This is a genomic window from Methylocystis sp. MJC1, assembly GCF_026427715.1.
In the GTDB taxonomy this organism is placed as follows: Bacteria; Pseudomonadota; Alphaproteobacteria; order Rhizobiales; family Beijerinckiaceae; genus Methylocystis.
In genome coordinates this window covers 65,548-92,169 of the sequence record NZ_CP107559.1, presented here as the reverse complement: position 1 = coordinate 92,169, position 26,622 = coordinate 65,548, and the positions used below count along the sequence as shown (strand labels likewise).

The following is a 26,622-nucleotide window of genomic DNA, read 5'->3' as shown; positions in this document are numbered from 1 at the left end:
GAACCCGCGCAGACAAAGTTCTCGAGATAGATAACATGCGCTTTCAATACAGGCTGCTGCTGTAAGCGCTTACGGCAACTGCGCGCGGCCGGCGCCGTCCGTTGCCCGACAGATTTCGTTGCAAGCGAATTCCGTAATAATGCTTAAAGAAATATTTACTGCGCTCGGTTTGTTTTAACGCGTGACTCTCGGCTCAGGTTTGGTTTTCCGGAGGACAAAGTGCGCGTCGCAATCGTTCACGACTGGCTCTACGTGGCAGGGGGCGCGGAGCGCGTTCTTCGCGAGATCCTTCGGTGCTATCCCTCCGCGGATGTTTTTACGCTGTTCGATATCCTCGACGCAAAGGATCGGGAGTTTATCGGCTTTTCCGAAGCGAGAACGAGCTTCATTCAGCAGCTCCCGCTGCTGCATAAAATGCACCGTCTCTATCTCCCGCTGATGCCTCTCGCGATAGAGCAGTTCGATTTCTCGGAATATGATCTGGTCATAAGCAGCAGCTACGCCGTCGCTAAAGGCGTCATCACCGGGCCGAACCAGCTTCATGTGGCCTATATCCATTCGCCAATGCGATATGCCTGGGACCTTCAGCACACCTATCTGCGTGAGTTGGGCTACTCAAAGGGCCTCAAAAGCGTCGCCGCGCGCATGCTCCTTCATTTTATGCGGCTCTGGGACGTTCGGACGGCCCACGGTCCAGACGTCGTCGTTGCAAATTCGCAGTTCGTCGCTCGCCGCATAAAGAAGATCTACGGCCGCACGGCGCAGATTATTCACCCGCCAGTCGAACTCGCCAAGGAGCCGATGGCGCGCGGGCGGAGGAATCATTTCCTCGCCGCCAGCCGGCTGGTTCCCTATAAGAACATCGAAGCGATCGTCCGCGCCTTCGAAGAGCTTCCCGACCTGGAACTGATCGTCTCGGGTGATGGTCCCGAAGCGGCGCGCCTCAAGGAGATGGCGGGCCCTAACGTCGCCTTCGCCGGCTTCGTATCCAATGAGAGGCTGCGGGAATTGATGGCGACGGCGCGCGCCTTCATTTTCGCTGCGGAAGAGGATTTCGGCATCGTCGTCCTCGAAGCCTCTTCCGAAGGCTTGCCGGTCCTCGCATTGGGGAGAGGCGGCGCGCTCGAGACGGTGCGCGAAGGACCGGATCACGGCACGGGAATGTTTTTCAGCAGCCCGGATCCACAAGAGATCGCCCGCTGCGTCAGATCCTTCGTCCAGCGGGAGGCGAGCTTCTCTCCCGAGGCGTGTCGCGCGCAAGCCGCTCGCTTTTCAAGCGACCGGTTTCGCTCGGAACTGACTGCCTTAATAGAGTCCGCCTATCGGAAACACATCCAACGCCATCAGCCCTCTGGCGCTCTGTCCGCTTCGGAGCTTCGAGCATGACGTTGGAACCCGCGGAGCCTGCGCGGACGACTGGTTTATTGTCGCGTCTGTGGAGGCGGCGCCGCGTGTTCCTGATCGTCGCCGGGAGCATCATGGCGCTGGCCGTGGTCGCGCTCATTATCCTCCCGGTCAGTTACATGGCTTCCGGCTCCGTCATCGTCACCGAGCCCGAGCCCGGCGTGAACACCTCGCCGGCCGCTGCGCAGAAAGTCGGCGACCCGGCGGATCTCGAGAGCCAGCTCCTGATGTTGAGCTCGCCGAGGATCATCCGTCTCGCGCTCGCCATGCCTGGCGTTCTCGACTTGGTGCTGGATGAATGCGCGGCGCAATTGGGCTTTTTTTCGTCGCGCGCCAGATGCGAGAAGCTCAGGACGGACAGTCAGGCCCTCTTCGAGTTTGTCCAACCGCATTACGGCTTTGGCAACGTTGGGCGTTCGCGCGTGCTGAATGTTTCCTATCAGGCGTCGAAGCCCGAAATTGCGCAAAAGATGGTCAACGCGCTCATTGAAGCTTTTCTGGAAGACCAGCGGTCCGCGCTGGCGGCGAGTCGCGAACAAGCCGCCAAGTGGCTGTGGAAGGAAACAAATCAACTCGACGCGGAGCTGCGTCGTGAGGAAGCGAAAATCCAGGAATTCCGTCGGGCGAAGGGTCTGGTGCGCGGGACGGCGGCCCCGATCGGCTCGGAACGGCTGACCAGCGTCTCTCAACAGCTTTCCACTGCAGAAGGCGCGCTTGCGGATGCGGACGCGCGCCTGAAGGAGATCAACGCGGACAGGATCAACGGGACGACAAATTCGCCGAGCGTTCTCGCAAGCCGAACCGTCTCCGACCTGAAGAGCCAACTGACCGCGATCGAAGTCCAGGTGGCCGCGGCGGGAAACGCCCTCGGGTCCCTACACCCCACCCTGCGCGCCCTGGAACAGGAGCGCGCGACGGTCAAGCAGCGTCTGCGCGCCGAGATTGCGGCGGTCGCGGAAAGCATCAAGAAGGATCGCGACGCGGCGAAGGCCCTCGTCGAGTCGCTCAAGCGCAAAATGGATACCGTCAAGGACGACGTCGGCCTGGCGACGCTCGAAGAGGGTTCGGTCGAGAATATGGTCCGCAGCGCCGAACTCAAGCGCAAGCAGTATTCGGATCTTTATAAGCGCGCAAGCGAGCTGGAAACCGAGAAGCGGATTCTGCTCGGCAGCGTTCGGCTCGTCAATCTCGCCGAACTACCAACAAAGCCCTTCTTTCCAAAGCGCATCCCTTTCCTCGCGGCCGGCCTCACGGTCGCCTGTCTTCTTGGCGCGGCGGCGGCGATCCTTCGCGACCATCTCGACAAGAGCGTGCGCACATCCTCCGAACTCGCGGTACTGACGGGCGAGAAGCTCTGCGTCGAGCTTCCGAGACTCAGACCTAAATCGGAATCTATGCGCGCGTCCATTTTTGGAAGCCCGACGGACCCCCCTCTCGAAATCGCGCTTCGATTGGCCCAAGACGATGCGTCGCTGCAAAACGCGCTTTACGATCTGGGCTCCGCGTTGGATCTCGAAGAGTTCAAGGCCGTCGCAATAACGTCGAAGGGCGAAGGCGATGGCAAAACCTTCACGACGTTGTCTCTTGCCCAGTTGATCGCCGACCACGGCTATGCTGTCCTGGTCGTTGAATGCGATGCAAAGAATCCCTGCTTCGAAAAGGTTCTCAATCTCGAAAGCGGGCCCGGTCTGATCGACGTCCTCGAGGGCTCGGTTCCATTCGCGGACGCCGTGGCGGCGACATCCTTCCCGAACGTGGACGCACTGCCGATCGGGGCGGTGGGCGAGGTCGTTAAACCCAACCTCTTCAAAGGCCTGCGCGACGTCCTCGACGATGCCGACGCCTATGATCTCGTGCTGTTGGATTGCGCCCCGGCAGAGACTCTGGAAACGAGGATCATCGCCCGGCGGGCGTCCTGCGTGCTCTACTGCGCGAAATGGGGCGGCGAATTGGCGGACGACGCGAGAAACTCTCTCAAGCGCCTACGAGCCGCGGGCGGTGACGTTCTCGGCGTCGTCATCACAAAGGCTGTAGCCGGCGGCGGCTGGCTGGCGGACGACCTCGTGGAGAGGCTCGACAGGAGGCGCACCGCCGCATAAGCGCGTCGCGCTACCGCTCGGGCGGGCCGCTCCCGGATGGGCGCAGACTCAACTACGCGCGCCCCTTCTTTCTCGTCGCGGCCTCGCCGGGAAATTTTTTTAAGCAGTAGCGCGGCAATTTTTTTCAACGGCGCGCTTGAGCCCCGGCAGGCATGGAGAGGGTGGGATGGGCTTCAGGATACTCCAAGTCGTGCAGGAATTCAGCACGGCGGGAGGCGTCGAGACCGTCGCCTTCGAACTTCAACGCGCCTGGGAGGCCGAGGGCGTCCCTTCGACGGTCATTGCGCGCATCGCTCCCGCTGCGGAGGAAATGCAGGTCCGACTCATCACGCCCTGGCTCACGAAAATTCCGACGCGGGGCCGTTGGGGGCAATATTTCGGACGCATGGTCGTCGTCCCGATCTTTACGATAGCGGCGACGCTGGAGGTTCGTCGCCAGAAGGATGCGGTGACAGTCAGCCATGGAGATACCCTGGCCGGCGACATTGTCGTCGTGCACGCCGTCAACAAAGCGAGTCTCGCGGCGAAGTCACGCAACGGCCGCCAATTGTGGCGCCTGAATCCCATGCATTACTGGGTAAGCGCCCGGGATTTTCTGATGATCGACGGGCTTCGGTTTCGCAGATATGTGGCCGTATCGCAGCGCGTGGTACAGGAGCTCATGGAGCTTCACAATGTCCCTCGCGAACGCATCGTCGTCATTCCAAACGGGATCAATCTCGATCGGTTCCGCCCGTCGGAAGCCGACCGCGCGAGCATCCGCTCCGAGTTCAATATCCCAAGCTACGCTCCGCTGCTGCTATTCGTCGGCCATGAATTCGAACGCAAGGGCCTTCGCCATGTGATCGATGCGCTGGGCAAGCTTCCGTCCGATGTTCGCTTGCTCGTCATCGGCTCCGACAAAACCGAACCCTACAAGAAGCAGGCGACCGAGGTCGGAGCTGATGGCCGTGTGATCTTTGCTGGCGCTCGGTCGGATATGCCAGCCCTCTATTCCGCAGCGGACGCCTTCGTCCTGCCGACAGCCTATGAAACATTCTCCTTGGTCTGCATGGAGGCGCTAGCCTGCCGTGTTCCCATTTTCGCGACGATGGTCGGCGGGATAGAAGACTATCTTGAGGACGGCGCGAACGGCTTCGCGATTGAGCCCGATGGGGTCGATATTGCAGAAAAAATAGGCCGCGTCCTGGAGGATCCCGCTCTGTTGTCGCGGCTGCGCGAGGGGGCCTATGCGACGGCGCAACAGTTCGGGTGGCCCGCGATAGCCAAGCGTTATGAAATGCTTCTGCGGCAGGTATGGGCGGAAAAGGCGGGGGAGAGGCCGCCGCGCCCTTGATGTGAATCGCTTGGAAAAAGTAGCCCTGGCTTAGCGGGTACCTTTGGGTCGCCGAAGGCCCATTTGGGGAACTCAGCGCTGCAGTAGCTCAGTGGTAGAGCACTCCCTTGGTATAAAGCAGCTATCTCGCCGGTTTATGCCAGCTCCTCGTCGACCGCCCTGCCCCGCCCTTTAGCGCGGGCGATCCAGCCGCGGCTCTGAAAGACGTGACCCCGGATGATCGACCGAATGTGCACGGGCCTGAGGCAGGAATGTGCGCCGCCGCCGCGACGACCTATGAAAGATGCAAGAAGCGCTGAAGCGCGTGCCGGTCCGGGGTCTGTCTTCAGAGGAAACCACCAAATGACGGATCTTTCCGGACTCAGCCCGTCCAACGGAGCGGTTAACGCGGCTCCTCAAAGGCTCGTTGGGACCCGTTCGTGGCTCAGCACTCACTTGGCGGCAAGCCAGTTTTCGACCTTCAAGCCTTCGACTCTTGCGAATTCATTTACATTCGCCGTCACGATCGTTGCATCGACCGCGAGCGCATGGGCTGCGATCAGCAGATCATTCCCCCCGATCGGACTTCCTTTTTGTTCGAGCTGCGCTCGAATTCGCCCATATTCCATATCGACTGGCTCTTCTAATGAGAGCACATCCAGTTCTCCCAGAAGACTTTCGACGGCCTGTAAGAGTCGCTTGGAACTATTTTTCGCACATCCATAGCGAAGCTCGGCGGCCACAATGATGCTGGTGCAAACATTCTTTTCGCCCACCCGAGCTATATGGCTCGCAACCGCCCCGCTGGGGCGCCTGATCAAATCAGAAATGATATTTGTGTCCAGCAGATAGCGGGTCAAAATATTTTCTCTGCAGGTGGAGGACGATCTTCGATCTCGGGGAAATCTTCTTCGACGGGTTGCATCGTCTCCAGCAAGGCTAAAAGCCCGCGCTTGCGCGTTGGCTCGAGAACGAGCCGGTCTCCCTCACGCCTCAAGATCGCTTCATCACCCGGGAGTTCGAATTCGACTGGAATCCGCACCGCCTGGTTCCGACCATTTCGGAATAGCTTTACGTGTCTGACTGCACTCATGCGACGCCTCATAGCATATGCCTATAACATATGCCTTGTGGGGCTCGATGGCAAGATCTGTTGTGCCCGTCGAGATCCGTAATTTTCGCCTGCAGATACGCATTGGCGTCGGCCGCGGCTTGCGTGTTGGCGACTCGCAGACTGGATGTCAGCGCGCGTTCTTTTGCGCGGCCGCTCAGTTCGAGCGTCCGAATTCGCGGATTACAAGTCGAATTTGACCTCCCTGCCCTGCGCGCCTTTCCTCCAAATCAAGGTCCTGAGCCGCCCGCGTCACATGCTCCAAATCGGACTTCGCTGCGTCTCTATCGTCCCTAAGCGGGGACCCGGACCCCCGCCCCCTGCTCTCTTGCTGGGCCGGCGTTTAGCCCCTGTATTTAGCGAGCTGCTTTGCGCATTAGCGTTTCGTTAACCGTTTAATTCTTGCAAAGCCGCAGAGAATCGGAGTTTATTCGCAGACGGTAATAATCCGTTTAACGGCCAGGAACCGTCTCAACCGATGATCGCCCAGCTTGCTCAACGCTCTTCCGAGAATGCGCTCGCGCGCATGACGCGGCACGCCAAGGTGTTATCGGCGCAGATGCAGGCGCTGAGCGTAACGCTTTTCCCTCCATCATCGAGAAAGACTCTTCGTAGCTTCTCGTCGGGAGAGGTGGCGCGTTTCCTCGGCGTGTCCGACGGATACCTCAGACAATTATCGCTCGACGGGCTTGGGCCTTCCCCTTCCCTCTCTGCGGGAGGGCGTCGATCTTACACCCCAACGCAAATTGGCGAACTTCGGAGTTACCTTGCGACTGCAAGACCGAAGGAGGCGACGAGTTTCCTGCCGCGTCGTCTTCCGGAAGACAAGCTCCAGGTCATAGCCGTCGCCAACTTCAAAGGTGGGTCCGCCAAGACGACAACAGCGCTGTATCTCGCGCAGTTCCTTGCGCTCGAAGGATACCGGGTTCTGGCGATCGATCTCGATCCCCAGGCGTCTCTTTCGGCGATGTTTGGCTTTCAGCCCGAGTTTGATCTCGGCGAAGGGGAAACGCTTTACGGCGCCCTGCGCTATGATGAGGCGCGTCGCCCGATGCGTGAGGTCGTGCGGTCCACCTATTTCGAGGGCGTCTCTCTGGTGCCAGGGAACCTCGAATTGATGGAGTTCGAGCATCATACCCCTCGCGCCATGGCCGAACGCTCCCTTCGCGGCAGTGACGTATTCTTTCGCCGCGTGGGGAGCGCGATTTCGGAAGTGGCGGACGACTTCGATGTCGTGGTGATCGACTGCCCTCCGCAGCTCGGCTATCTCACGATGGGGGCGCTTCACGCTGCAACAGCAATGCTCGTCACCATCCATCCGCAGATGGTGGACGTCGCCTCGATGAACCAGTTCCTGCTGATGACCTCCGACGTTATGACGGTAATCGAGGAGGCCGGAGGCTCGCTGGATTATGACTTCATTCGATACGTGGTGACGCGCCACGATCCGAACGATGTGCCTGAGACGCAGATCGTCGCCCTGCTCCGAAACCTCTTTGGCGAAGATGTGCTTGGCGCCACGGCCTGGAAATCAACCGCCATCGCCAATGCGGGTCTCACTAAGCAATCGCTTTACGAACTCGACAAAGGATCTGTGGGGCGCGGGGCGTATGATCGGGCCCTTGAATCGGTCAACGGCGTCAATAATGAAATTCTTGGGCTCATAAAGAAGGTATGGCGGCGATGAGCAAACGCACCGATACCATTCGATCCTTATTCGCCCAGCCGCCCAGTCCAGTGTTGTCTGCTGACAACAATCAGGCCGAGCCCCGTCGGGTCGCCGCGGGCGCTGTTCGGTCGATCAAGGACACTTTCTCGGAAATCGAGAGAGAGAACGAGCTCCTGCGAGCCCGTATTGCGGAGGGCGAGCGGGTCGTTGATATCGACCCCAGCCTGATTGATCCCTCCCCTTTCGCTGACCGGTTCGTTCAGGAGGAGGATGGCTCTTTCGAAACGCTTAAGCAGTCGATTGCCGAGCGCGGACAAGAAATTCCCGTTCTTTTGCGGAAAAGTGCAGAGGCTCCCGGTCGCTACCAAACTGCCTTTGGTCACCGCCGTATTCGGGCGGCACACTTGCTAGGGCGCCCGGTAAAGGCCATCGTCCGTGAGCTCAATGATGATGAGCTTGTCGTCGCACAAGGGCTCGAGAATTCAGCTCGAGAGGACCTAAGCTTCATCGAGCGAGCCGTTTTCGCCTTGAGGCTGGAAGTTGCGGGGCGGAGTCGGTCAATCATCCAGCAGGCGCTCGCCATCGATCGGGCCGAAGCCTCCAAGCTCATTTCCGTCGCTAAGACAGTCCCCGATGCATTGATTGCCGTCGTTGGGCGGGCTCCGAAGATCGGGCGTGGGCGATGGCAGGAACTTGCTGACGCTCTTCAAAACAGCGGCGCTATAGAGCGCGCTCAATCCATTGCCACGACTCCGGCTTTCATCAAGGCAGACGGAGACCATCGTTTTGCGCTCTTGTTGAATGCAGCAAAGCAACACAGCCTGGATAAAGTCGCTTCGCCATCCGTGATCGCGGTCAAGGATGCCGCAGGGCGGCCAATTGCAGAAATTCGCGCCTCTAAGCGAGACGTGAAAGTAACGGTGACGAACTCGGCAGGAAACGCATTTGCGGAATTCCTTACCAATCGTATGCCGGAGTTGTTGGAGGAGTTTCGCTCTTTCGGAAGCCCCGGGCATTCGAAAGAAAAATGAGGTTTTGGCGAAAAGGAGCATCGCCAGCAAAAGAAAAAGGCCCCCGAAACGACGTCCCGGAAGCCCTTCTCGATCTTAAGCAAATTGAGAATCTCACTTCCGCGAATCTCTGTCAAGACACAACGCCGTTTCGGCGAGCGGATTTCTTTTGCCTAAACAAGGCAAAAGATCATGGGCACACATCCAACGACGCCTTTCGGGCGGCGATCGCTGTCGCTTGCTATGGTTGCGGCGCAGACGGTCACACGCGATTTCCTCGCGAAGGCTGACGAGACAGTCGTCCATAAATGGCGACTATTTCGAGCCCTCACTGAAGCCAAAGGAGCGCTCGGCGTCACCGACCGCGCGCTGTCGGTGCTGCATGCGCTGCTGAGTTTCCATCAAGAGACCGCGCTAACGGTACCCGAAAACTTTACAAAGGCAGAAGGGAAGAGGGATGATACCCCTCCCCCGGGCCTCGTAGTGTTCCCCTCCAACAAAGAACTTTCGATCCGCGCCCACGGGATGGCGCCGGCGACTCTGCGGCGGCATCTGGCGTCGCTGGTCGAGGCCGGCTTGATCATCCGGCGGGACTCGCCAAACGGCAAACGCTTCGCGAGACGGGGGGAGAGGGGCGAAATTGACGAGGCCTTCGGCTTCGATCTGACGCCGCTTGTCGCGCGTGCCCAAGAGATCGAAAATCTGGCCGAAGAGGTCCGGGTTGAGACCCGCGCCATCGCGTTGCTGCGCGAGAAACTCACGCTCATCAGGCGCGACATCGTCAAAATGATTGAGACCGGGATGGAAGAGGGCGTTTCCGGCGACTGGGAGGCCCGCCACGGCGACTATCAAGCGCTGACTAGCCGTTTAGCGCGCAGAATGACGCGGGCCGACATGGAGGCCATGGCGAAGGAGTTTGCGGCGCTCGCCGGTGAAATCAATAACGATCTCGAAAATCACGTAAAACGCCAAAATATAAGCGGCAATGAGTCTCAAATTGAGCGTCATATACAGAATCAAACCACAAACATTTCTGACCTTGAACCTTGCCTTCGAGAAGGCAGGGCCGAACCGCCCGGGCCAATGGTTCATCGAGCGGAAGCCGACAGGGCAGGGGCGGGGGAAGTGCCGCCACCCAATCCCAATCTGGGAGGTGATCGCACCGCCTCGCCGCGAGCTTATCCGCTCGGCATGGTGCTGCAAGCTTGCCCCGACATCATCGATTACGCCAAGGGCGCCGAGATTTCTTGCTGGCGCGATTTGATCGACGCGTCGACCATCGTGCGATCGGCCTTAGGCGTTTCGCCAGATGCCTGGTCGCAGGCGCTCGACGTTTTGGGCGAGCATGACGCCTCGATCGTCATCGCCGCCATCCTGCAGCGCGGGGACGAAATCAAGTCCGCAGGCGGCTATCTGCGCGTCTTGACCGCCAAGGCAAGGGCGGGGGAATTCTCGCTCGGCCCGGTGCTGATGGCGTTGCTGCGCGGGAAGGCTGCGAAAACGACGCGCGAGCGGAAAAGGGCAGGGTGATCCGAGGCGAGTTGCGCGTGGGCGCTAGCGTAGCTGGGCGAGGGCAAAGCACTCGCCGCTCAACCCAAAACCGCAATGACGGAGGTCATTATTGTGGCGTTGGAGAACCAGGTGAAACGGGAACGGGAGACGGTTTCGTTGCCCGACCGGCTCGCCCGTTTAGCCGAAAAGGCGCGGCGACTGGCTGGCCCAGAGGGTCGCGAGGTCCCCAACGAGGAAATCGACGAAATTTGGGGACAGTGATGTTTGTGGACACTTCCGCGATCATCGCCATTATTTGCGGCGAACCTGACGCCGCCGAATTCGCGCAACTGCTCGGAGCTTCGGAGCGCCGATTCACCTCGCTGGTCGTAGGCTGGAAGCGTGCATGTTGCTAGCGTCGCGGCTCGATATTGCGCCCGCGCAAGCGAACGCCGCCTTGTTCGATGATTTTCTGGAGAGACAAATTTGTCGAGCTTGGCGATCAACGACGAGATGGGTGCTATCTCCGTCGCCTATTTCGAGACTTTCGGCAAAGGAAAGCATGTAGCTCGGCTAAATCTTGGTGATTGCCTGTCCTACGCCTGCACCAAGGCGCCTCACGCGCCGTTGCTGTTCAAGGTCGAGGATTTTTCGAAAACCGACATTGCGACGGCGGCGATTTAGACCTCGCGAATGCGCGAGGCGCGCGAGAGTGGATTTACAACCCCGCGGCCTTGGTAAGATTGACCTTGAAACGATCACGCTTGCGCTGGTAGCGGCGGGTCATTTCCGGCGAAGCGTGGCCGAGGTGTTTCTGCACATGCGCCTCTTCGATCTTCGCCGAGGAGGCGAGGCCGGCGCGGAGCGAATGGCCGGAGAAGGCCAAGCGGCGCTCGCCCTCAGGGAGATCGCCGCGGATGCCGGCGGCGAGCGCGGTCTTTTGCACGAGCCGCGCGACATGCTTGTCGGTCAGCCGCTCCGGCGAGACGCCGGCATTTTTGCGGGTGACGGGACGAAACACCGGCCCGTGACTAACCCGCCCGAGCCGCATCCAAGTCTCCAGCATGGCGACGGGGCAGGAGACCGGCGAAGAGCCGCGGCCGATTTCGACTTCGCGCCAGCCGGTCTTGCCGTTGATGGTCAGCAGCAGGCCGCCGTCGCCGGTTGGCTCCGACCCGGTTTCTTGGCCGCCTTCCGCGGCCCAGGACGCGGCGCCGTTTGGCGTCTTCGAGGCGCCGAAAATCTCGATCCAGCCGATTCCGTCTTCGGTCTGATCCGGGCCGCAGTCGAGGCCGACAATTTCGGAGCGGCGCAAACCGCCGGCGAAGCCGATGGCGAGAATGGCCTTGTCGCGCAGGCCGCGCAGATCGTTCGGAAGCGCCGCCAGCATGGCTAACAGGTCGTCGGCGAAGATCGCTTCCTTTTGGGCTGGCGGGCGGCCATGGGTGCGGCGAATGCCGGCGAGCACGGTCGCAATATGGCGATCCGACGTGTCGAGTGGCGACCCAAGCTGGCGATAACGCCAGCAAACGCCCGAGAGCCGGCGCTCGAGCGACGACACGCTCAAGGGGGCGAGACCAGGCGACCCCTCCATGCAAGCGGCGAGATAGAGGCCGACGGTTTGCGGGTCTGGAGGCAGGGGATCGAGGCCTTGCCGGCGCAACCAGGAGGCGAAGTGCCGCCAGTCGGCGTCGTAAGCGCGCTGGGTGTTTTCCGAGCGCGCGGCGCGAGCGTAATCGCGGGCCTTTTCCGAGAGCCTCGCGAGATGGGGGGAAGGCGGCCGCTCGCTGGCGATAAGTCCGCCGCCGCACTTGTCGCTGTCCAGATCGTCGCCCGGTTTGGCCATCTCATCCTCGTTCGGCCGGCGCGCGGCGGGTAGGGGCAGTTCGGGCCCAAAATCCGACGCCTCGGCGCGGTCTGTGTCGGAAGGATGGAATTGTCGAGACTCCACCATTCGACTTTCAAGGCCCTACGAGAGGCCCAGTTATGAGATTGATTCAGGTATGAGACTGGCATTTCCGAATAGGAAGACGCAAGCAGCGCCGGCGGCGAAAAGCATGCCGGCGCGTCCGGTCCCTGGGCTGGGCCTCGACGCTTCACTCGCCGTGCTGATCGGTTGGCGCAGAAACCAGCAGTTCAGGCGCTCATGGTCCATGGGTCGATCGCATTGAGGCCGGCGGCCGTGAATGCGCTGGCGTCGCGGGAGGCGAGTACGAAATCGTGCGACGCAGCTATGGCGGCGATATAGCCCTCCGGTGTGGGGAAGCCCTTTCCAGCAGCGCGCGTCGACAGATCAGTGACTTGCCGTAATGGCGAATTGACCCTATCTAAACGGCATATCGCCTTACTTCTATGGAGACCGCTCATGTCCGGCGGCAACGCTCTCGATTTCGCCAAGGTCGGCGCGATCCTCGAAATCGGCGCGACGGACAGCCGCGAGGCCGCCGAGGCGACTCGGCGCGGACTTCCGGTCGCGGCGCTAGACGAGATCGTGAAGTCGGGTCGGCTCACCCCAACGGAGGTTGACAGAATCGTTCTTCCGCGGAAGACGCTCGCCCACAGGCGGAAAATCGGGACACTCACGCCTGACCAGTCTGATCGGCTCATCCGCGTCGCACGCGTCATCGCGGTCGCCGAGACGACTTTCGGATCCAAGGAAAAGGCGTCTCGCTGGCTTCGCCGACCGACTACCGCCTTCGATGGCGATGCGCCGATCTCGCTTCTGGACACGAGCGAGGGCAGCCGCCAAGTCGAGCATTTCCTTGCCAGGATCGACTACGGTCTAGCGGCCTGATGAATGTCTGGAGAATCTGTCGCAAGCCGTTCGCCGACTTGTCCGGCGACGGCGCCCGCCTCCATGGCGGTCGCTGGAACTCTCCAGGATGGCCGGTTGTCTACACAGCGGAAACGGCGGCCCTCGCAGTCCTCGAAGTCCGGGTCCATCTGGATCTCGACTGGACAGTGCTTCCGGACGATTACGTCCTAATGGAGATTAATCTCCCGGGAGACCTCTCGCGCGAAGAAATCAGGGATATTCCGCCCGATCCGATCGCGATCGGAGACAGCTGGCTCGCCGCCGGCGCATCTGCGCTTTTGAAAGTTCCTTCCTTCATCATTCCGGAGAGCGCAAACATCCTGATCAACGTCGCCCATCCGAGCGCGGCGCGCGCAGCCACTGCCGCAATCAGACCATTCTCGTTCGACGAACGCCTCTGGCGTCCCCGCTGAGGCCGGGAGGCGACTAATCCACGCGGCGGCCGGTCGGGCGCCTCGTCCATGCAGGCGGCGAGGTACAGCCCGACGGTTTGCGGGTCGGGGGGCAGGGGATCGAGCCCCTGTCGGCGCAGCCAGGAGGCGAAGTGCCGCCAGTCGGCGTCGTAGGCGCGCTGGGTGTTTTCCGCGCGGGCGGCGCGGGCGTAATCACGGGCTTTTTCGGAGAGCGCGGCGAGATGGGGCGACAGCGGCCGCTCGGCGGCGATCGGTCCGCCGCCGCTGTCGTTGCCATTCAGATCGTCGTCCGGAGTGTCGGATTGTCGGAATTTCTGGGACTCCCGGTCATTGGAATCTTTGGACTTTGCTGTTGCATAATTTCGGGATTGATTCACAATTTTCGGGACTGGCGTCGAGTTTGATTCGTAATTTGTGGAACCAGATTGCTGCGAGACAGCAAGGCGGTCCATGGATATTGGCGACATCGACCCGAACGAATGGGCGGCGGCGCAACGGCGGGCGGAGGTTCTCTCCAAGCTGCCGGAGCGGCCTTCGGGCGAGCAAATCCGCGACGCCATGGCCGCGCTCGGGGTCGGCCGGACGACGTTGTTTCGGTGGTTGAAGCGGTTTCGGGAGTTTTACGCGACGCGGCGGCGTCCCACGTTGACGCGGTTCTGGGCCGAGGTCGCCGCCGATTGTCGACGCCAGGGATTCCCGGTTCCGTCCATTCGCCGTCTGCGTCGCTGGCTCGATCGCCAGGACGAGGCCGAACTGCTCCGACAGCGGGAAGGCAAGGGCAAGTCGGAGCCGGTTTTTCTGGCGACGCCGGGAACGCTGGAGGCGACCGCGCCACTGGCGATCGTGCAGATGGATCACACCAAGGTGGATGTGACCGTCGTGGACCCCATCACGCGGCTTCCCATTGGCCGGCCGACGCTGACGCTGGCGATCGACGTCGCCACGCGGATGGCGATGGGCTTCCATCTGTCGCTCGATCCGCCCTCGCTGGCGGCGGTCGCGCTGTGTCTGACCCATGCGGTGATGGACAAGACGCGTTGGCTGGCGGCGCGCGGGATCGAGGCGGAGTGGCCGGCGCGGGGAATCCCCCGCATCATCCATGTCGACAATGGCGCCGAATTCCATGCGCTGGCTTTTGAGCGCGCCTGCGCCGAACACGGCGTGGACCTCGTTTATCGGCCGCCGGGAACGCCTCGTTTCGGCGGCCACATCGAGCGGCTGATCGGGACGATGATGGGGGCGGTCCATCTCATTCCCGGGTCGCATTTTTCCAACATCCGCGAACGCGGCGATCTCGATCCGGAGCGGCAGGCGGTGATGACCTTGCGCGAGCTCGAGACCTATTTCGCCCTTGAAATTGTTGGGGCTTATCAAGCGCGGATCCACAAGGCGCTCGGGGCGCCGCCGGCGGCGGTCTGGCGGGCTCGCATCGGTGAGGTCGCGGTGCGCATGCCCAGCGACGTCAGGCGGTTCCTGATCGATTTCCTTCCCGCCGAGCAGCGCGTTTTGCAGCGCGACGGCCTGCATCTCCATCACATCCGCTACTGGTCGGACGAGCTGCGCTGGCACATGGGGCGGGGCCCCGAAAAACTCACGGTGAAATACGATCCGCGCGACCTCTCGGTGGTCTTCGTGCGGGTGGGGGAGGGGTATCTCGAAGCGCGCCCGGCCGATCGAACGCGGCCTTCCATCGCGCTGTGGGAGCAGCGGGCGGCGTTGCGGGCCTTGCGCGAGGCGGGCCGCCGGGCGGTCGACGAGGAACTGATCTTCTCGACGATCCTCGCTCAGCGCGCCCTGGTGGACGAGGCGGTGCGCACCACCAAGGCGATGCGGCGCGATGCGGCGCGGCGTCCCAGTTCGTCGCTGCCGAAGACAATCCAGGTCCCGCAGGCCGCCGAGCCGCGGGCGGCGGACCCGCCGCTGGTCCTGCCCTATTTCGAGGTGGAGGAATGGGATGACTGAGGATTTTGAGCATTTGTTCGCCTCGAGCCGTCCGGTCGCGGCCTTGAGTTCGGACGAGCGCCTCCGCCGGATTCGCGCGGACCGGTGGATCAACTACCCGCGGGCGCAGCAGGCGCTGACGATGCTCGAGGACCTCATCTCGTTTCCGCGGCGGGCCCGCATGCCCAATCTGTTGATTGTCGGCGAATCCGGCATGGGCAAGACGATGATCGTCGAAAAGTTCGCGCGCGATCACCCCGCCCATTTCGACGCCGTCAACGGGCTCAAGCGCATGCCGGTCGTGCTTGTCCAGATGGTCTCAGGTCCGGACGAAGCCCGCTTTTACAAGCGGCTCCTGGCGGCGATCGGCGCGCCGGAGCCGACCCGACCGACGCTGGGCGCGTTGGAGAACGCGGCGCTGCGCGTGTTGGAGCAGGCGCAGCCTGGCATGCTGGTCATCGACGAGGTCCATAGTCTGCGGGCGGGGACTGTGCGCGAGCAGGCGCGGTTTCTCAACATGCTGCGGTTCTTGGGCAACGAGCTGCGCATTCCGCTCGTCTGCGTCGGCACCCAGCAAGCCCGCAATTCACTCAGGACGGACGAACAACTGGTGCGCCGCTTCGAGGCCATCGCCCTCCCGCCCTGGCGGAACGACCAGGATTTCGCGGCGTTGATCGGAAGTTTGCAGCGCACTCTGCCATTGCGCCGGGAAAGCGAGATCGGGGAGCGGGCGCTCAAAAGCATCCTCGAGACGACGGGCGGCGTCACGGCGGCGATCTTTTCGTTGATGACGCGGCTGGCCGTCGCCGCCATCGTGAGCGGCGAGGAGCGGATCATGGGATCCGATTTCGAGGACGCCAAAACGACATCGTCGCTCCTGGGGGAGGCCGTTTGACGGCAGAGGCGCTCGCCTCGCTTTTCCCTGTCGCGCCGCGACCGGCGGCCGAGGAGCGCCTGTCGTCATGGCTGTCGCGGGTTGCGGGGATTTACGGCATGTCGGCGAATGCGCTCCTCGCCCATTTCGGGACCGCGGAAGTCTCGGCGCTGACGCTGGAACAGGGCCTGTCGGCGGAGCAGGGGGCCTTGATCGGCGTGCGCGTCGGGTTGAGCGCGCAAACGATCGACGCTATGACATTCGCCGCTTTGGCGCCGCACGCCCGTTTCCTGATCGCGCCGAGCGCCAGATATTTTTGTCCGCGCTGCGCCAAGACCCCCGCGATCGGCCGCAAGAACGCGGCGCTGCCCTGGACGTTTTGGTGTTCCGTGCACGGCGTCCGGCTGTGGGCGCGCGACAAGCGGCCGATGCAGAGCTTTCTTCCCGAAAGCGTTCTCGAACGCCTCGATCCTCTCGCCAGGCGCGGCGCCGCCCGGCTGGCGGCCTGGGCCGAGGATCGCGACGCCGTCGGCGAGACGGGCGCGCCGACGGTTCCAGATCTGCTGCGATTCCTCACCGCCTCCTATCGTCGTCCGTCGCCGCCGTCCCTGGCGGAGCAGCCGCGGCTCTCGCTGGAGGCGCGGCGCGCCAACCACGCCTTTCTGACCCGGCCGATCGCCCGACAGGCTCTGCTCGTCGTGGCGCCGGAATACAATCGCTTCGCGCCTGTCCTCGCCAAGCCGGTTCGCCCTGGGCTCGCCGCTCTCGCGTGCGGCTCGCTCTTGCAGAACTACGCTTTGGCGGTCGGCGTGGCGCGCCTGACCGAAAACCCCGTCGAACACGCCGCGGCGGCGCTGGCGGCGGCCGACGCCGAGGGGGAAACGAGCCTACGCCGAATTTTGGAGTCCTGGCCCTATGCGACGCGTCGGCGCATCGACGTCGAGTTGCGGCGCCTGACCGACGCCAAGGCGGCCCGAAAACCTCCGCGACCGAGGCGTTTGCAGCGCAGTTCCATAAATTATGCGCGAGTCCCACAAATTTCGGCTCGTTTTGTCCCATGAATTGTGAATCAAAATCCCGAAATTATGAGCGGGCTGGCCACGTCGAACGGCAAATTCCACAAATTATGGCTCGCCGACACCCGACTCAGTCTCATTAATTCCGACTCGCCGGTCTCACAATTGTGCGCCGCCAGTCTCACAATCATGCGCCAAAAATTCGAGAAACCGCCCGAATCTCACAATTCGCGACGGGCCGACATCGGGCGTTAAAATCCGACGCCTCGGCGCGCTGAGGGCGGCCGAAAAGGGGCTTAGCGGCCAATCTAGCGGGGGTTTCCCAATGTGTCCGATAAGCGCACATTATCGGACATAAATAGTAGACGACAAGAGCGGCGGTTTTTAATCAAAAGTGCTTGCATAAGCGCCGCAGTCGGCTAGGCTCATGCACGTCGATTCTCCGCGCCGCTCCCGTGACCGCCCTCGCGCCATTCGCTCACCGTCCCCGCAAAAAACCCGCCGCCGGCGCAGACGAGGCGGGGCGCAACGCTTTGCCAGCAAACGCCTTTCCGAAATGGGCGCGCGCCCCCGCCGGCGCGCTCGACAGCATGTCCGACGTCGAGGCCGCCGTCCTCGCCGGCGCCAGTCTCGCCGCGCTCGACGCCGTCGTCACAGGCGGGCAGGGGGAGGCGCCGTCGTTCCTGGGCGTCTTGCGGGCGCGCCAGGCGCGCGCCGCGGCGGCGCATTGCGCGCAGGCGGCGCGTCTGCGCGAGGATGACGCCGCTTTGCGCGACGCGCTAGCGCTCGCCGCCCCGGCGGCGGCGCTCAGCCCCGCCGGCCGCCTCTACGCGCTGTTTCGCTTGTTCGGGGCGGCGCGGTTCAAGGGGGACCAGGACGACGTCGAACGCGCCGGGGAGCTGCTGGGCCTGAGTGGCGACGTGACGGCCTATGTCGAGATCGTTCGCGCCCATGTCGTCGGCGCCCGCGAGCCGCTCGGGCGATCGATCGCCGCGGCGGCGGCAATTGCGCGCCGGGCAGGGGCGGACGGCGCGCGCGCCGAGACCGCCGAGCTCCTGGCGCTCTGGGCGGCCGATCTGGTGCTCGCAAAACGACTCGGCTGGGATCGACCGCTCGCCTTGCTGGCCCCGCGGGTCAGTGAGATGCGCGATGCGACGGGGCGGCGCTTGCGCCCCGGTGACTCTGGGTGGCCGAGCGCGGCGCTGCGCGCCTATGCGCGCGCCGCGGCGGACGTGCATCTCGCCGCCGTCGATCTCGAGCGGAGGGCGACGACGCTCGTCGCCCTCCTGCCAAAACTGCGCGCCAAGCCCGCTGGCCGCGTCGTCGCGCTGCTGCTCGCCGACGACGGCGTCACGCCCGCCGCCGCGGCCCGGGCGACCGGCATGTCGGATCGCGCGGCGCGGCGGTTGTTCGACCGGCTCGTCGACCTCGGCGGCGCGCGCGAGCTGACCGGGCGCGAAAGTTTCAGGATCTACGGACTGTGACAGGGGACCCACGACAGATGCGCGCCGGCCGAGAATCTTGGAAAGCCCTTCGCTCGTCCCGTCCGTCGGGCGGGCGCCCATGAGCCGCCGCCGCAACCCGTCTGCGGAATTCGACCGCGGGCTCGCCGAGCTTCCCGACAGTCTGCGCTGGCGGGAATGGATGGGGCGCGTCGAGGCGGCGATCTTCGCCTCCCCGACGCCGGTCCCGCGCGAGACGCTCACCCAGCTCGTCGGCGCCGCCTGCCGGCTCGACGATCTTCTCGCCGACATCGACGCCGAGCTGCGCCCGCGGCCCTATGAGATCGTCCGCGTCGCCGGCGGCTGGCAATTCCGCACACGGCCGCGCCACGCTGCGGCGCTGCGCGCCCTCGACGGCGCCAAGCATGTCGGGGCGCCGGAATTCACTAAGCTCGAGATGGTCGCGCTCTCGGCCATCGCTTATCTACAGCCGATCACCCGCGGTGCGTTGTCCCGCTTTGCCGGGCGCGAGATCAGCCGCGACGTCATCGGCCGGCTGAAGAGCTGTGGCGTCATCGACGCCGGACCGCGCGCGCCGGCGCTAGGCGCGCCGATCTCCTGGGTGACGACCAAGCGTTTCCTCGAAATTTTCGCACTCGAAAGCCTCCGTGATCTGCCGGACCTTGAAGCGTTGGAGGCGGGCGGGCTGACGCGGCCAGAGCAAAACGACGACATCGGCATGGAACTCGACGGCGTGCTGGGGGTAGACGTTGGGATCGCGGAGGACGAAGAGCAGCCTGAGACGCCAGAGTTTGATGAACCCTACGGCGAACTTTGAGTGTTTAGAGCCCAAACTCCGGAGATGGCGCCCGCGGCCTCTGCTCACGCGCGCGGAACAATGTTGAGGCCACTTGTTGCGTTGAACCAACGCCTAACGGTCCTCTGAGCGTTACCGCTTCGCTTCGCAGAGCAACAAAGCTACGCCGGCACGAGGCTGAATTTTATCGAGCCCTAGGCTTGCTGCGGAGACAAAATCGCGCGCGTTTGTTAGGGTCAGGCCAAACGAGCCGAAGTAGCGCCTTGTGAATATTCCGCACAAATCCCGGTGGAGGATCACGGCCAGCAGCAGCGACCCCGCGCTTGCCGTCGACGACAAGTATACCACGTCTTGGCGACCGGAGCTCTCCGAGAAACCCTGGCTGGAGATCGACCTTGGCAAAGTCGTCATCCTTGGCGGGCTCGAAGTTTATTGGGGCAAGCAGGCCCCAAAAAGATACGGTTTCGAGGCCTCGCTCGACGGCAAAATTTGGGCCCATCTTTGTAAGACTCGCCATGGCGAAGGCGGACAAGAACTCTTCTCCTTTCCGCCAGTCGCGGCTCGCTTCGTGCGTTGGATATGCGGCAATCTAGAACCGGCGCGATCATTCGAGATCGTGGAAATCAACCTTTATAGTCCCGCCGAGGCGGCATCGGTTGTGGAGGAGGGGCGTGTTGCAGCGCTCGGCTATGCCCCAGTCACTCTCCGCCCCGGCGAGAGCATCACAGTCGATTTCGGCTACGTCCGGTATCCCTTGGGGGCGCTGATCGAATGGGGAAAAACATGCGGGACCGATTTTTCCGTGCATCTCTCCAACGACGGCGAAAACTTTGGCGAGGTCGGCCGCATCACCCCGGGCAATGGCGATATTGATAGCTTCTGGTGGCGCTCCGCGACCAGCCGTTATGTCCGCCTGACCGTGCACGCGACCAGCTCGCCCGAGGGCGCCGTCGTCAACGAACTCAAGGTTCGTATTCTGAACAAGGATCGCATGCCGATTGGCCAATTGGAGCGAGGCGCCCAGGCGGGACGCGCCGATCTTTACCCGCAGGCTCTGTTGGGTCGTCAGGTTTATTGGACCGTGGTGGGGGAAACGAGCCGTTCCGAGGAAGCGCTGTTCGATGAATACGGCAATCTGGAGCCGAAAGCTGAATCCCCTCAGATTACGCCGTTGCTGCGGCTGGGTGGGATCCTGAATGGAGCGCCCGCCAGCGTTGCCGTAAGCCAATCCCTTGTCGATGGCTCGCTTCCTATACCAAGCGTCACATGGTCCCTGCAGGATGTCGAGCTTCACGCAACAGCCCTTGCCCATGCCGGCGCGGCGTTGGTGGAATACCGCATCACAAATCGAAGCGGCTTTCCGCTCGAAGGAGCCCTCGTCCTGGTCGTGCGGCCTGTCCAGATAAACCCGTACTGGCAACATGGCGGCCACGCCATCATTAACGCCATCGCCGTCAATGAACGGACGGTCTGGGTCAACGACAGGGTCTACCTCGCCGTTTCGAACGAGCCCGACATCGTTTCGATCGCGGATTTCGATAATGGAGACGTGGTCAGACTGATCCAGAACGCGCCCAAGCAGACCGCTCGAAGCCTTCGTTCATGCTCAGGCCTGCTCAGCGCCGCCTGCGAGTTCGTGTTTTTACTCGGTCAGGGAGAGAGCGTCGCTTTTGTAATCTCGTCACCCATGTGGGACGACGTCGATCCATGCGCGGACCTGGATTTTAATTTCATTCATGACAAGGTGGTTCACTTTTGGCGGGACAAGATCGGGCCGCGCAAAATTACGGTGGGCGACCGAGAAGTCAGCGACACGGTCGAAGCACAAACGGCGTTTATCCTCATCAACTCGACGCGTCATGCCTTTAAGCCCGGTCCGCGCAATTACGATCGCACCTGGATTCGCGACGGCTCTTCACAAGCTCTTGCTCTGCTCTGGGCTGGCTTGGCCGAAGAAGCCAAGGCCTATGTCGTCTGGTATTCCAAACGGATCTATGAGAACGGCATGGTGCCGCCGATCCTGAATCTGGATGGCCGCGTCAATAGAGGTTACGGAAGCGACATCGAATTCGATTCACAAGGTGAGTTTGTTGGCATAGCCGCCGACGTTTATCGAGTTACGCGTGATCAGCGTTTCCTACGCGCGATTTTCGAACCCGTCGTACGGGCGACCAAATTTATCGAGGAGCTTTGCGCAAGGACGAATGCATTGCATACGCCAGAGTCACGGTTCCATGGCCTCTTGGCTCCATCCATCAGTCATGAGGGCTACAGCAAACCATCTTACAGCTATTGGGATGATTATTTTGCTTTGAGCGCATGGCGAAATTGCGGATACCTCGCCACGGAGATCGGCGACATGGCCGTCGCGGCACGTGCGAAGGCGAAAGGCGAGGAGTTCGCCGCAAATTTGGCGCGCTCCATACGCATAACGACTGAAGCGTTGGGCATCGGCGTTATCCATGGCTCTGCCGATCGCGAGGACGTCGATCCAACTTCGACCTCCGTCGCCTTCGAGCCCTGCCGGGTGGAAGATGTCCTCCCTGCCGAATTCATCCAGGCGACCTATGATATCTCTGCGGCGCGCATCAAGCTGTTCGGCAGGCCTGATTTCGACGGAAGCTATCCGCCCTACGCTATACGTAACCTCAACGCCTTCGCGTCGTTGGGGCGCTTTGAAGACGCTTTCAGGCTGTTGTCGGCGGCGCTTGCTTGTCGACGCCCAAGTGGGTGGCGGCAATCAGCCGAGGTCGCCTGGGCTTCGCCGCGATCGCCTGACTACATCGGCGACATGCCGCACACATGGATCGGAGCGGAATTCGCAACCGCGATCCGGCGGATGCTGTTGAGGGAAGATGGAAACACGCTCGAGCTTTTCCGAGCCGTCCCGGATGCCTGGTGGGACGGCGAAGGGATCACGCTGCGTGAGTTGCCAACCAACTTCGGACTTGTCAATCTCAGAGCGGAGCGCAGGCAGTCACGTGCAACGGTGGAAATGACCCTCACGGGGCCCGCGCCGGAAAGAATTACTTTTCGATATCCGGGCGCCAAAAAGGCTCAGGCGGATGGGTGGCCGTGCGAAATCCATAATGACGTCATCTCGGCGTCGAGCCTGAACAGGCTCGTAATCGACTTCTGATGGCTTAGGCTCCGAAGTGATGGTTCTGTTGCGTTAGCGGAGGCGGCGCGGTTTGGGTAAGCTGTGGGCCCGCCCAACACCGTTTAGATCGACCCCCATGATCGACTTCAAAGGACAACGCTTTGAAAAGACCGTCATCCTGCTTTGTGTCCGTTGGTACCTCGCCTATCCCCTAAGCTACCGAAACCTGAAGGACATGATGCTCGAGCGGGGCGTTGAGGTTGACCATTCCAACATTTACCGCTGGGTCCAGAAGTTCACGCCGCAGTTAGAGGCCGCCTTCCGGAAAGGCGAGAAGCGGGCGGTCGGCAACAGTTGGCGGATGGACGAGACCTACATCAAGGTCAACGGTCAGTGGAAATACCTCTACCGAGCCGTCGACAAACACGGGCACACCATCGACTTCTTGTTGGCAGCCCATCGCGACAAAAGAGCCGCTCTGCGCTTTTTCAAGAAAGCGGTGGGGCAACACGGTCTGCCGGAAAAGATCACGATCGACAAGAGCGGGGCCAATGCCGCAGCCATCGAGGCGCTCAAGGAGGAAACGAGCCAAGAGATTGAGATGCGGCAGAACAAATACCTAAATAACATCGTCGAACAGGACCGAGCCGTCAAGCGAGTGGTGCGGCCGATGCTCGGTTTCAAATCATTTCGCTCGGCCCGAACCACCTTGCAAGGTATCGAACTCATGCACATGATCAACAAACGCCAGATGATTTCCAATGCGGGCGAAAATCTTTCCGTCGCAGAACAGTTCTATTCGCTAGCCGCCTGAAACACCCCCGAGGAGCAACCTGACTACACTCTAAGGAAATTAACGCAACAGAACCTAATTTAAGCAGAAATCATGGCTGCATGAGCAGCCAATTGAAAGCGACCTGATCAAATCTCGCACGGTGCCACTCTCGCGTGGCCTCGTCCCCGCCGATGAGCGCCATCGTTTCGGCGTTTTCGCGCGTGTGCGAGAGTTCAAAGCGAAAGTCGGTTCTGATGGGGTCGTCTAATCGCGGTTGTAAAGTCAAGCGATTTTGGTGCGCCGGGAGACCGGCAAGGAGTAGGCGGTGGAAGTCCGCTGCAATGAAGGAGTAGCAATCCGCATTGGCCCCGAGCCGTGCGTCGGCGTCCGCGAGGGCTTCGGCGAAGCGTCGGCAGGGGAGCGCATAGGCCAGCCATGGAGCCGCGAAAGCTTGATAGTCCCGGGCGCCGACGTGGTCAAAATCACGGAAGGCGACACGAACGGAGGCGTTATGCGAGCCTTCGTCCGGCCCGGCGTGGTCGGAGAATCTGGCATGTGCGGAAGCTCCTTGAACGGGAACCGGGAGGTCTCGGGTTCGGCCTACGGATGGACGCCGCAGGCCCGCATCGGGAAGACGAGGAGTCGTAGCCGATGACGGACGAGCCCGAGAAGTCTGACTCCGCCGTAGTAGCTGCGAAGCTGGCGAACAAAGCGGAGCGATCCGCTGCGGAGCCGGCGGAGCCAAGGGCGGAGACCGAGGGGAACGCGGACCAGCAAAGCACTCGCCGGGCTCAGAACCGGGGAAGCGTGTCACAGGCGCTGGACCGCGTGCGGAAAGTCGCAGGGGAAAGGAAGAAGGAGAAGTTCACGGCGCTCCTGCACCATGTTGACATCGCCATGCTGGAAACGGCGTTTCATGCGCTGAAGCGGTCCGCCGCGCCCGGCGTGGACGGCATGACGTGGAGGACCTACGAGCAGGACCTCGATCGCAGGATCGAGGATTTGCATGCGCGGGTTCACGGCGGGGCGTATCGGGCGCAGCCGTCGCGTCGGAGCTACATTCCGAAGGACGACGGGAGCAAGCGCCCGCTTGCAGTTGCGGCTCTCGAGGACAAGATCGTACAGAAAGCCGTCGCCGCAGTGCTGAGCGAGATTTACGAGGAAGACTTCCTCGGGTTCTCGTATGGATTCCGGCCGGATCGCGGCCAGCACGATGCGCTGGACGCGCTGATTGTCGGGATCAGCAGCAAGAAGGTGAACTTCATTCTCGACGCCGACATCCGATCGTTCTTTACGGAAGTTTCCCAGCAATGGGTCGTCCGCTTCCTGGAGCATCGGATCGGCGATCCGCGCATCATCCGGCTCGTCCAGAAATGGCTGCGCGCTGGAGTTCTCGAAGATGGGATCGTGACGGTTGAGGAAAAGGGGACGGGTCAGGGCTCGGTGATTTCGCCGCTGCTCTCCAACGTCTACCTCCACTACGTCTTCGATCTTTGGGCCGAACGCTGGCGACGGCGCGAGGCTACGGGCGACATGATCATGGTTCGGTATGCCGACGACATCGTCGTCGGCTTCCAGCATGAGAGCGACGCCCGGAGATTCTGGAACGCGATGCGCGACAGGTTGGCGGAGTTTTCGTTATCGCTGCATCCGGACAAGACCCGGCTGATCGAGTTCGGGCGCTTTGCGGCGCAGAACTGCAAGAAGCGTGGGCGCTCCAAGCCGGAGACCTTCAAGTTCTTGGGTTTCGTGCTGATATGCGACCAAACCCGCCGCGGCGACTTTCGTGTCAGAAGGAAGTCGCGGGGTGACCGCATGCGGACGAAGCTTCGAGACATCAAGGAGGCGTTGCGACGGCGCACCAACAGGCCGATCTCGGAAACGGGTAAATGGCTTGCAAGCGTCGTCTCGGGCTATTTCGCCTATCACGCCGTGCCGACCAACGGGTTGGCGCTGACGGCGTTCCGCTATCACGTCACCGCGCTCTGGCGTCGGCAGCTTTCGCGCCGCAGCCAGCGGGCGCACGTGCCGTGGGAACGGATGGGGAAACTGGCCGACGAATTTCTCCCCAAGCCGAGAATCCTTCATCCCTGGCCGAGCGCGCGCTTCGCCGCCAGACACCCGAGGTAGGAGCCGTATGCGGGAATTCCGCTCGTACGGATCTGTCCGGGGGGCGCTCAGCAATGAGCGTCCCTACCGGGAACGAGGCGTCGAACGCGTATGCCGGGTGCAGGGTCGTCTTCGCGGTCGACATCGGTCGCCGCACGATGGGGCTTCGCGGGAAGAGCCTTCAAATGTGGACGACGCACTTCGCTGAAGCAGCGGTGCATCCCATCAAACGGAATGGCTCGGCCCACGTCCCGGCAGGGACGTTCTGGCGCGCTCGGTGCGAACGCTATCTCTGAACTGTCATGCGGCTATCCCCGCCATTCGGTCGAAGAAGGTCCCGGTTTTGAGCATCGTGTGCATTATGACCGCCAGCTTGCGCGCGACCGCGACTGCAGCTCGCTTGAAGCCAAGCCTCTGTTTGAGCGCGAGCCCCCATCTCCGCAAGCCGCTGTCGGCTGAGCTGCGCGTCAGGATGACTGTCGCCGCCTCGTAGAGAAGCCCTCGTAAATGGCGATCGCCGCGTCGGGATATGTGGCCGTCATAGTCCACCTCACCTGACTGATAGCGTCGGGTCGTCAACCCAAGCCAAGCGCCAACCGAGCGCGAATTCTTGAAGTTATTCGGATCCTCGATCGCAGTCGCGAAGGAGGTCGCTGTGATCGTGCCGACGCCAGGAATTGACATAAGGATACGGCAAGCATGGCTTTGTCGTGCTGCCGCTATGAGCTGACGTCCAAGTTCGGCGGCGCGGATGCGAACGCTTCGCCACGCCTCCAGCATCGGCAGCACGATCGACGCCAGCCCGTCCTGATCAGCAAGAAGGGGACGGACATTCTTCTCGAATGAGCTGCCCTTGCCTGGTGGCACGATTAAACCGAACGTCTTCATGATGCCACGGATCTGGTTCGAAAGTTCAGTGGCGATCCTGACCAGGCGGGTGCGTGCTGCTACGAGCGTGCGGGAAAGCATACTATCGAACCCCTTCACGCGAACCTCACGGAAGAAGCCCACCTCGGCAAGATGTGCCAAGCCGTCAGCATCATTCGCATCGGTCTTGTTCGTGGCCATGTCTAGAGCTGCCTTCGCATGACGAGCATCAATGCAGATTGCCGGCAATCCTTCTTCTTGAAGGGCATGATAAAACCACACGGACAAGGGGCCTGTTTCGAACACGATACGCCGCGCCGCAGGCGCCCGGGTGCGGATCGTAGACGATCGCGC

At 62.0% G+C, this 26,622-nt stretch carries 21 protein-coding genes and 2 pseudogenes; 18 read left to right on the top strand and 5 right to left on the bottom strand.

The window, feature by feature from the left end:
* Positions 1–219 precede the first annotated feature (219 nt).
* From OGR47_RS19305 to OGR47_RS19295, 3 genes are all read left to right on the top strand, one after another.
* Positions 220–1,386: a glycosyltransferase gene (locus OGR47_RS19305; RefSeq protein ID WP_165056055.1), complete on the top strand. Its 1,167-nt coding sequence runs from the start codon at positions 220–222 to the stop codon at positions 1,384–1,386.
* Positions 1,383–3,503, top strand: a complete 2,121-nt coding sequence (locus tag OGR47_RS19300) for a GumC family protein (RefSeq protein WP_165056054.1) — start codon at positions 1,383–1,385, stop codon at positions 3,501–3,503. Before OGR47_RS19305 ends, OGR47_RS19300 begins: the two co-directional genes overlap by 4 nt.
* A gap of 166 nt (positions 3,504–3,669) precedes the next feature.
* Positions 3,670–4,839 (top strand): glycosyltransferase family 4 protein, encoded by a 1,170-nt coding sequence (locus OGR47_RS19295; protein WP_165056053.1) that lies wholly within the window; start codon positions 3,670–3,672, stop codon positions 4,837–4,839.
* A 431-nt stretch (positions 4,840–5,270) separates the two neighbouring features.
* Here OGR47_RS19295 and OGR47_RS19290 read toward each other — a convergent pair whose 3' ends face one another.
* Entirely contained in the window at positions 5,271–5,678 is a 408-nt protein-coding gene (locus tag OGR47_RS19290; protein WP_165056051.1) for a type II toxin-antitoxin system VapC family toxin, read from the bottom strand.
* Entirely contained in the window at positions 5,675–5,911 is a 237-nt protein-coding gene (locus tag OGR47_RS19285; protein ID WP_165056049.1) for an antitoxin, read from the bottom strand. The genes OGR47_RS19290 and OGR47_RS19285 overlap by 4 nt, the downstream gene beginning before the upstream one ends.
* Before the next feature lie 496 nt (positions 5,912–6,407).
* Here OGR47_RS19285 and repA point away from each other — a divergent pair, with 496 nt between their 5' ends.
* From repA to OGR47_RS19260, 5 genes are all read left to right on the top strand, one after another.
* A complete protein-coding gene (repA, locus tag OGR47_RS19280) occupies positions 6,408–7,616 on the top strand; it encodes a plasmid partitioning protein RepA (protein WP_165056047.1) in 1,209 nt (402 codons plus the stop codon).
* Positions 7,613–8,629 (top strand): plasmid partitioning protein RepB, encoded by a 1,017-nt coding sequence (gene repB / locus OGR47_RS19275; RefSeq protein WP_165056045.1) that lies wholly within the window; start codon positions 7,613–7,615, stop codon positions 8,627–8,629. The genes repA and repB overlap by 4 nt, the downstream gene beginning before the upstream one ends.
* A 171-nt stretch (positions 8,630–8,800) precedes the next feature.
* Complete coding sequence (gene repC / locus OGR47_RS19270) at positions 8,801–10,138, top strand: plasmid replication protein RepC (protein WP_165056044.1); 1,338 nt, start codon at positions 8,801–8,803, stop codon at positions 10,136–10,138.
* Positions 10,139–10,171: 33 nt separating this feature from the next.
* Complete coding sequence (locus tag OGR47_RS19265; RefSeq protein ID WP_256367655.1) at positions 10,172–10,381, top strand: type II toxin-antitoxin system VapB family antitoxin; 210 nt, start codon at positions 10,172–10,174, stop codon at positions 10,379–10,381.
* Positions 10,382–10,585: 204 nt separating this feature from the next.
* The gene (locus OGR47_RS19260; RefSeq protein ID WP_165056042.1) at positions 10,586–10,783 is read left to right on the top strand and encodes a type II toxin-antitoxin system VapC family toxin; all 198 of its coding nucleotides are present in this window, start codon (positions 10,586–10,588) and stop codon (positions 10,781–10,783) included.
* 34 nt (positions 10,784–10,817) lie between these two features.
* Here OGR47_RS19260 and OGR47_RS19255 read toward each other — a convergent pair whose 3' ends face one another.
* Positions 10,818–12,053 (bottom strand): integrase, encoded by a 1,236-nt coding sequence (locus OGR47_RS19255; RefSeq protein WP_371824448.1) that lies wholly within the window; start codon positions 12,051–12,053, stop codon positions 10,818–10,820.
* Between the two features lie 182 nt (positions 12,054–12,235).
* Positions 12,236–12,388: pseudogene (locus OGR47_RS19250) on the bottom strand (VapC toxin family PIN domain ribonuclease); the annotation flags it as partial.
* 76 nt (positions 12,389–12,464) lie between these two features.
* On the opposite strand from OGR47_RS19250, the gene OGR47_RS19245 reads away from it, so the two are divergent.
* The 10 genes from OGR47_RS19245 to ltrA all read left to right on the top strand — a co-directional run bounded on the left by OGR47_RS19245 (position 12,465) and on the right by ltrA (position 25,422).
* The gene (locus OGR47_RS19245; RefSeq protein ID WP_165056041.1) at positions 12,465–12,893 is read left to right on the top strand and encodes an antitoxin Xre/MbcA/ParS toxin-binding domain-containing protein; all 429 of its coding nucleotides are present in this window, start codon (positions 12,465–12,467) and stop codon (positions 12,891–12,893) included.
* Entirely contained in the window at positions 12,893–13,327 is a 435-nt protein-coding gene (locus OGR47_RS19240; protein ID WP_165056040.1) for an RES family NAD+ phosphorylase, read from the top strand. The genes OGR47_RS19245 and OGR47_RS19240 overlap by 1 nt, the downstream gene beginning before the upstream one ends.
* A 450-nt stretch (positions 13,328–13,777) precedes the next feature.
* Complete coding sequence (locus tag OGR47_RS19230; RefSeq protein ID WP_165056332.1) at positions 13,778–15,289, top strand: Mu transposase C-terminal domain-containing protein; 1,512 nt, start codon at positions 13,778–13,780, stop codon at positions 15,287–15,289.
* Positions 15,282–16,163, top strand: a complete 882-nt coding sequence (locus OGR47_RS19225) for a TniB family NTP-binding protein (RefSeq protein WP_165056331.1) — start codon at positions 15,282–15,284, stop codon at positions 16,161–16,163. Before OGR47_RS19230 ends, OGR47_RS19225 begins: the two co-directional genes overlap by 8 nt.
* A complete protein-coding gene (locus OGR47_RS19220) occupies positions 16,160–17,203 on the top strand; it encodes a TniQ family protein (protein ID WP_216697968.1) in 1,044 nt (347 codons plus the stop codon). The genes OGR47_RS19225 and OGR47_RS19220 overlap by 4 nt, the downstream gene beginning before the upstream one ends.
* Before the next feature lie 410 nt (positions 17,204–17,613).
* The gene (locus tag OGR47_RS19215) at positions 17,614–18,642 is read left to right on the top strand and encodes a DUF1403 family protein (RefSeq protein WP_165056285.1); all 1,029 of its coding nucleotides are present in this window, start codon (positions 17,614–17,616) and stop codon (positions 18,640–18,642) included.
* 79 nt (positions 18,643–18,721) lie between these two features.
* Entirely contained in the window at positions 18,722–19,438 is a 717-nt protein-coding gene (scpB, locus tag OGR47_RS19210) for an SMC-Scp complex subunit ScpB (RefSeq protein ID WP_165056284.1), read from the top strand.
* 244 nt (positions 19,439–19,682) lie between these two features.
* A complete protein-coding gene (locus tag OGR47_RS19205; protein WP_165056282.1) occupies positions 19,683–22,556 on the top strand; it encodes a discoidin domain-containing protein in 2,874 nt (957 codons plus the stop codon).
* A 97-nt stretch (positions 22,557–22,653) separates the two neighbouring features.
* Positions 22,654–23,331, top strand: a complete 678-nt coding sequence (locus tag OGR47_RS19200) for an IS6 family transposase (RefSeq protein WP_216697967.1) — start codon at positions 22,654–22,656, stop codon at positions 23,329–23,331.
* Positions 23,332–23,943: 612 nt separating this feature from the next.
* Complete coding sequence (gene ltrA, locus OGR47_RS19195) at positions 23,944–25,422, top strand: group II intron reverse transcriptase/maturase (RefSeq protein ID WP_165056356.1); 1,479 nt, start codon at positions 23,944–23,946, stop codon at positions 25,420–25,422.
* Between the two features lie 279 nt (positions 25,423–25,701).
* Here ltrA and OGR47_RS19190 read toward each other — a convergent pair.
* Positions 25,702–26,607, bottom strand: a pseudogene (locus tag OGR47_RS19190) (IS110 family transposase); the annotation flags it as partial.
* Positions 26,608–26,622 lie beyond the last annotated feature (15 nt).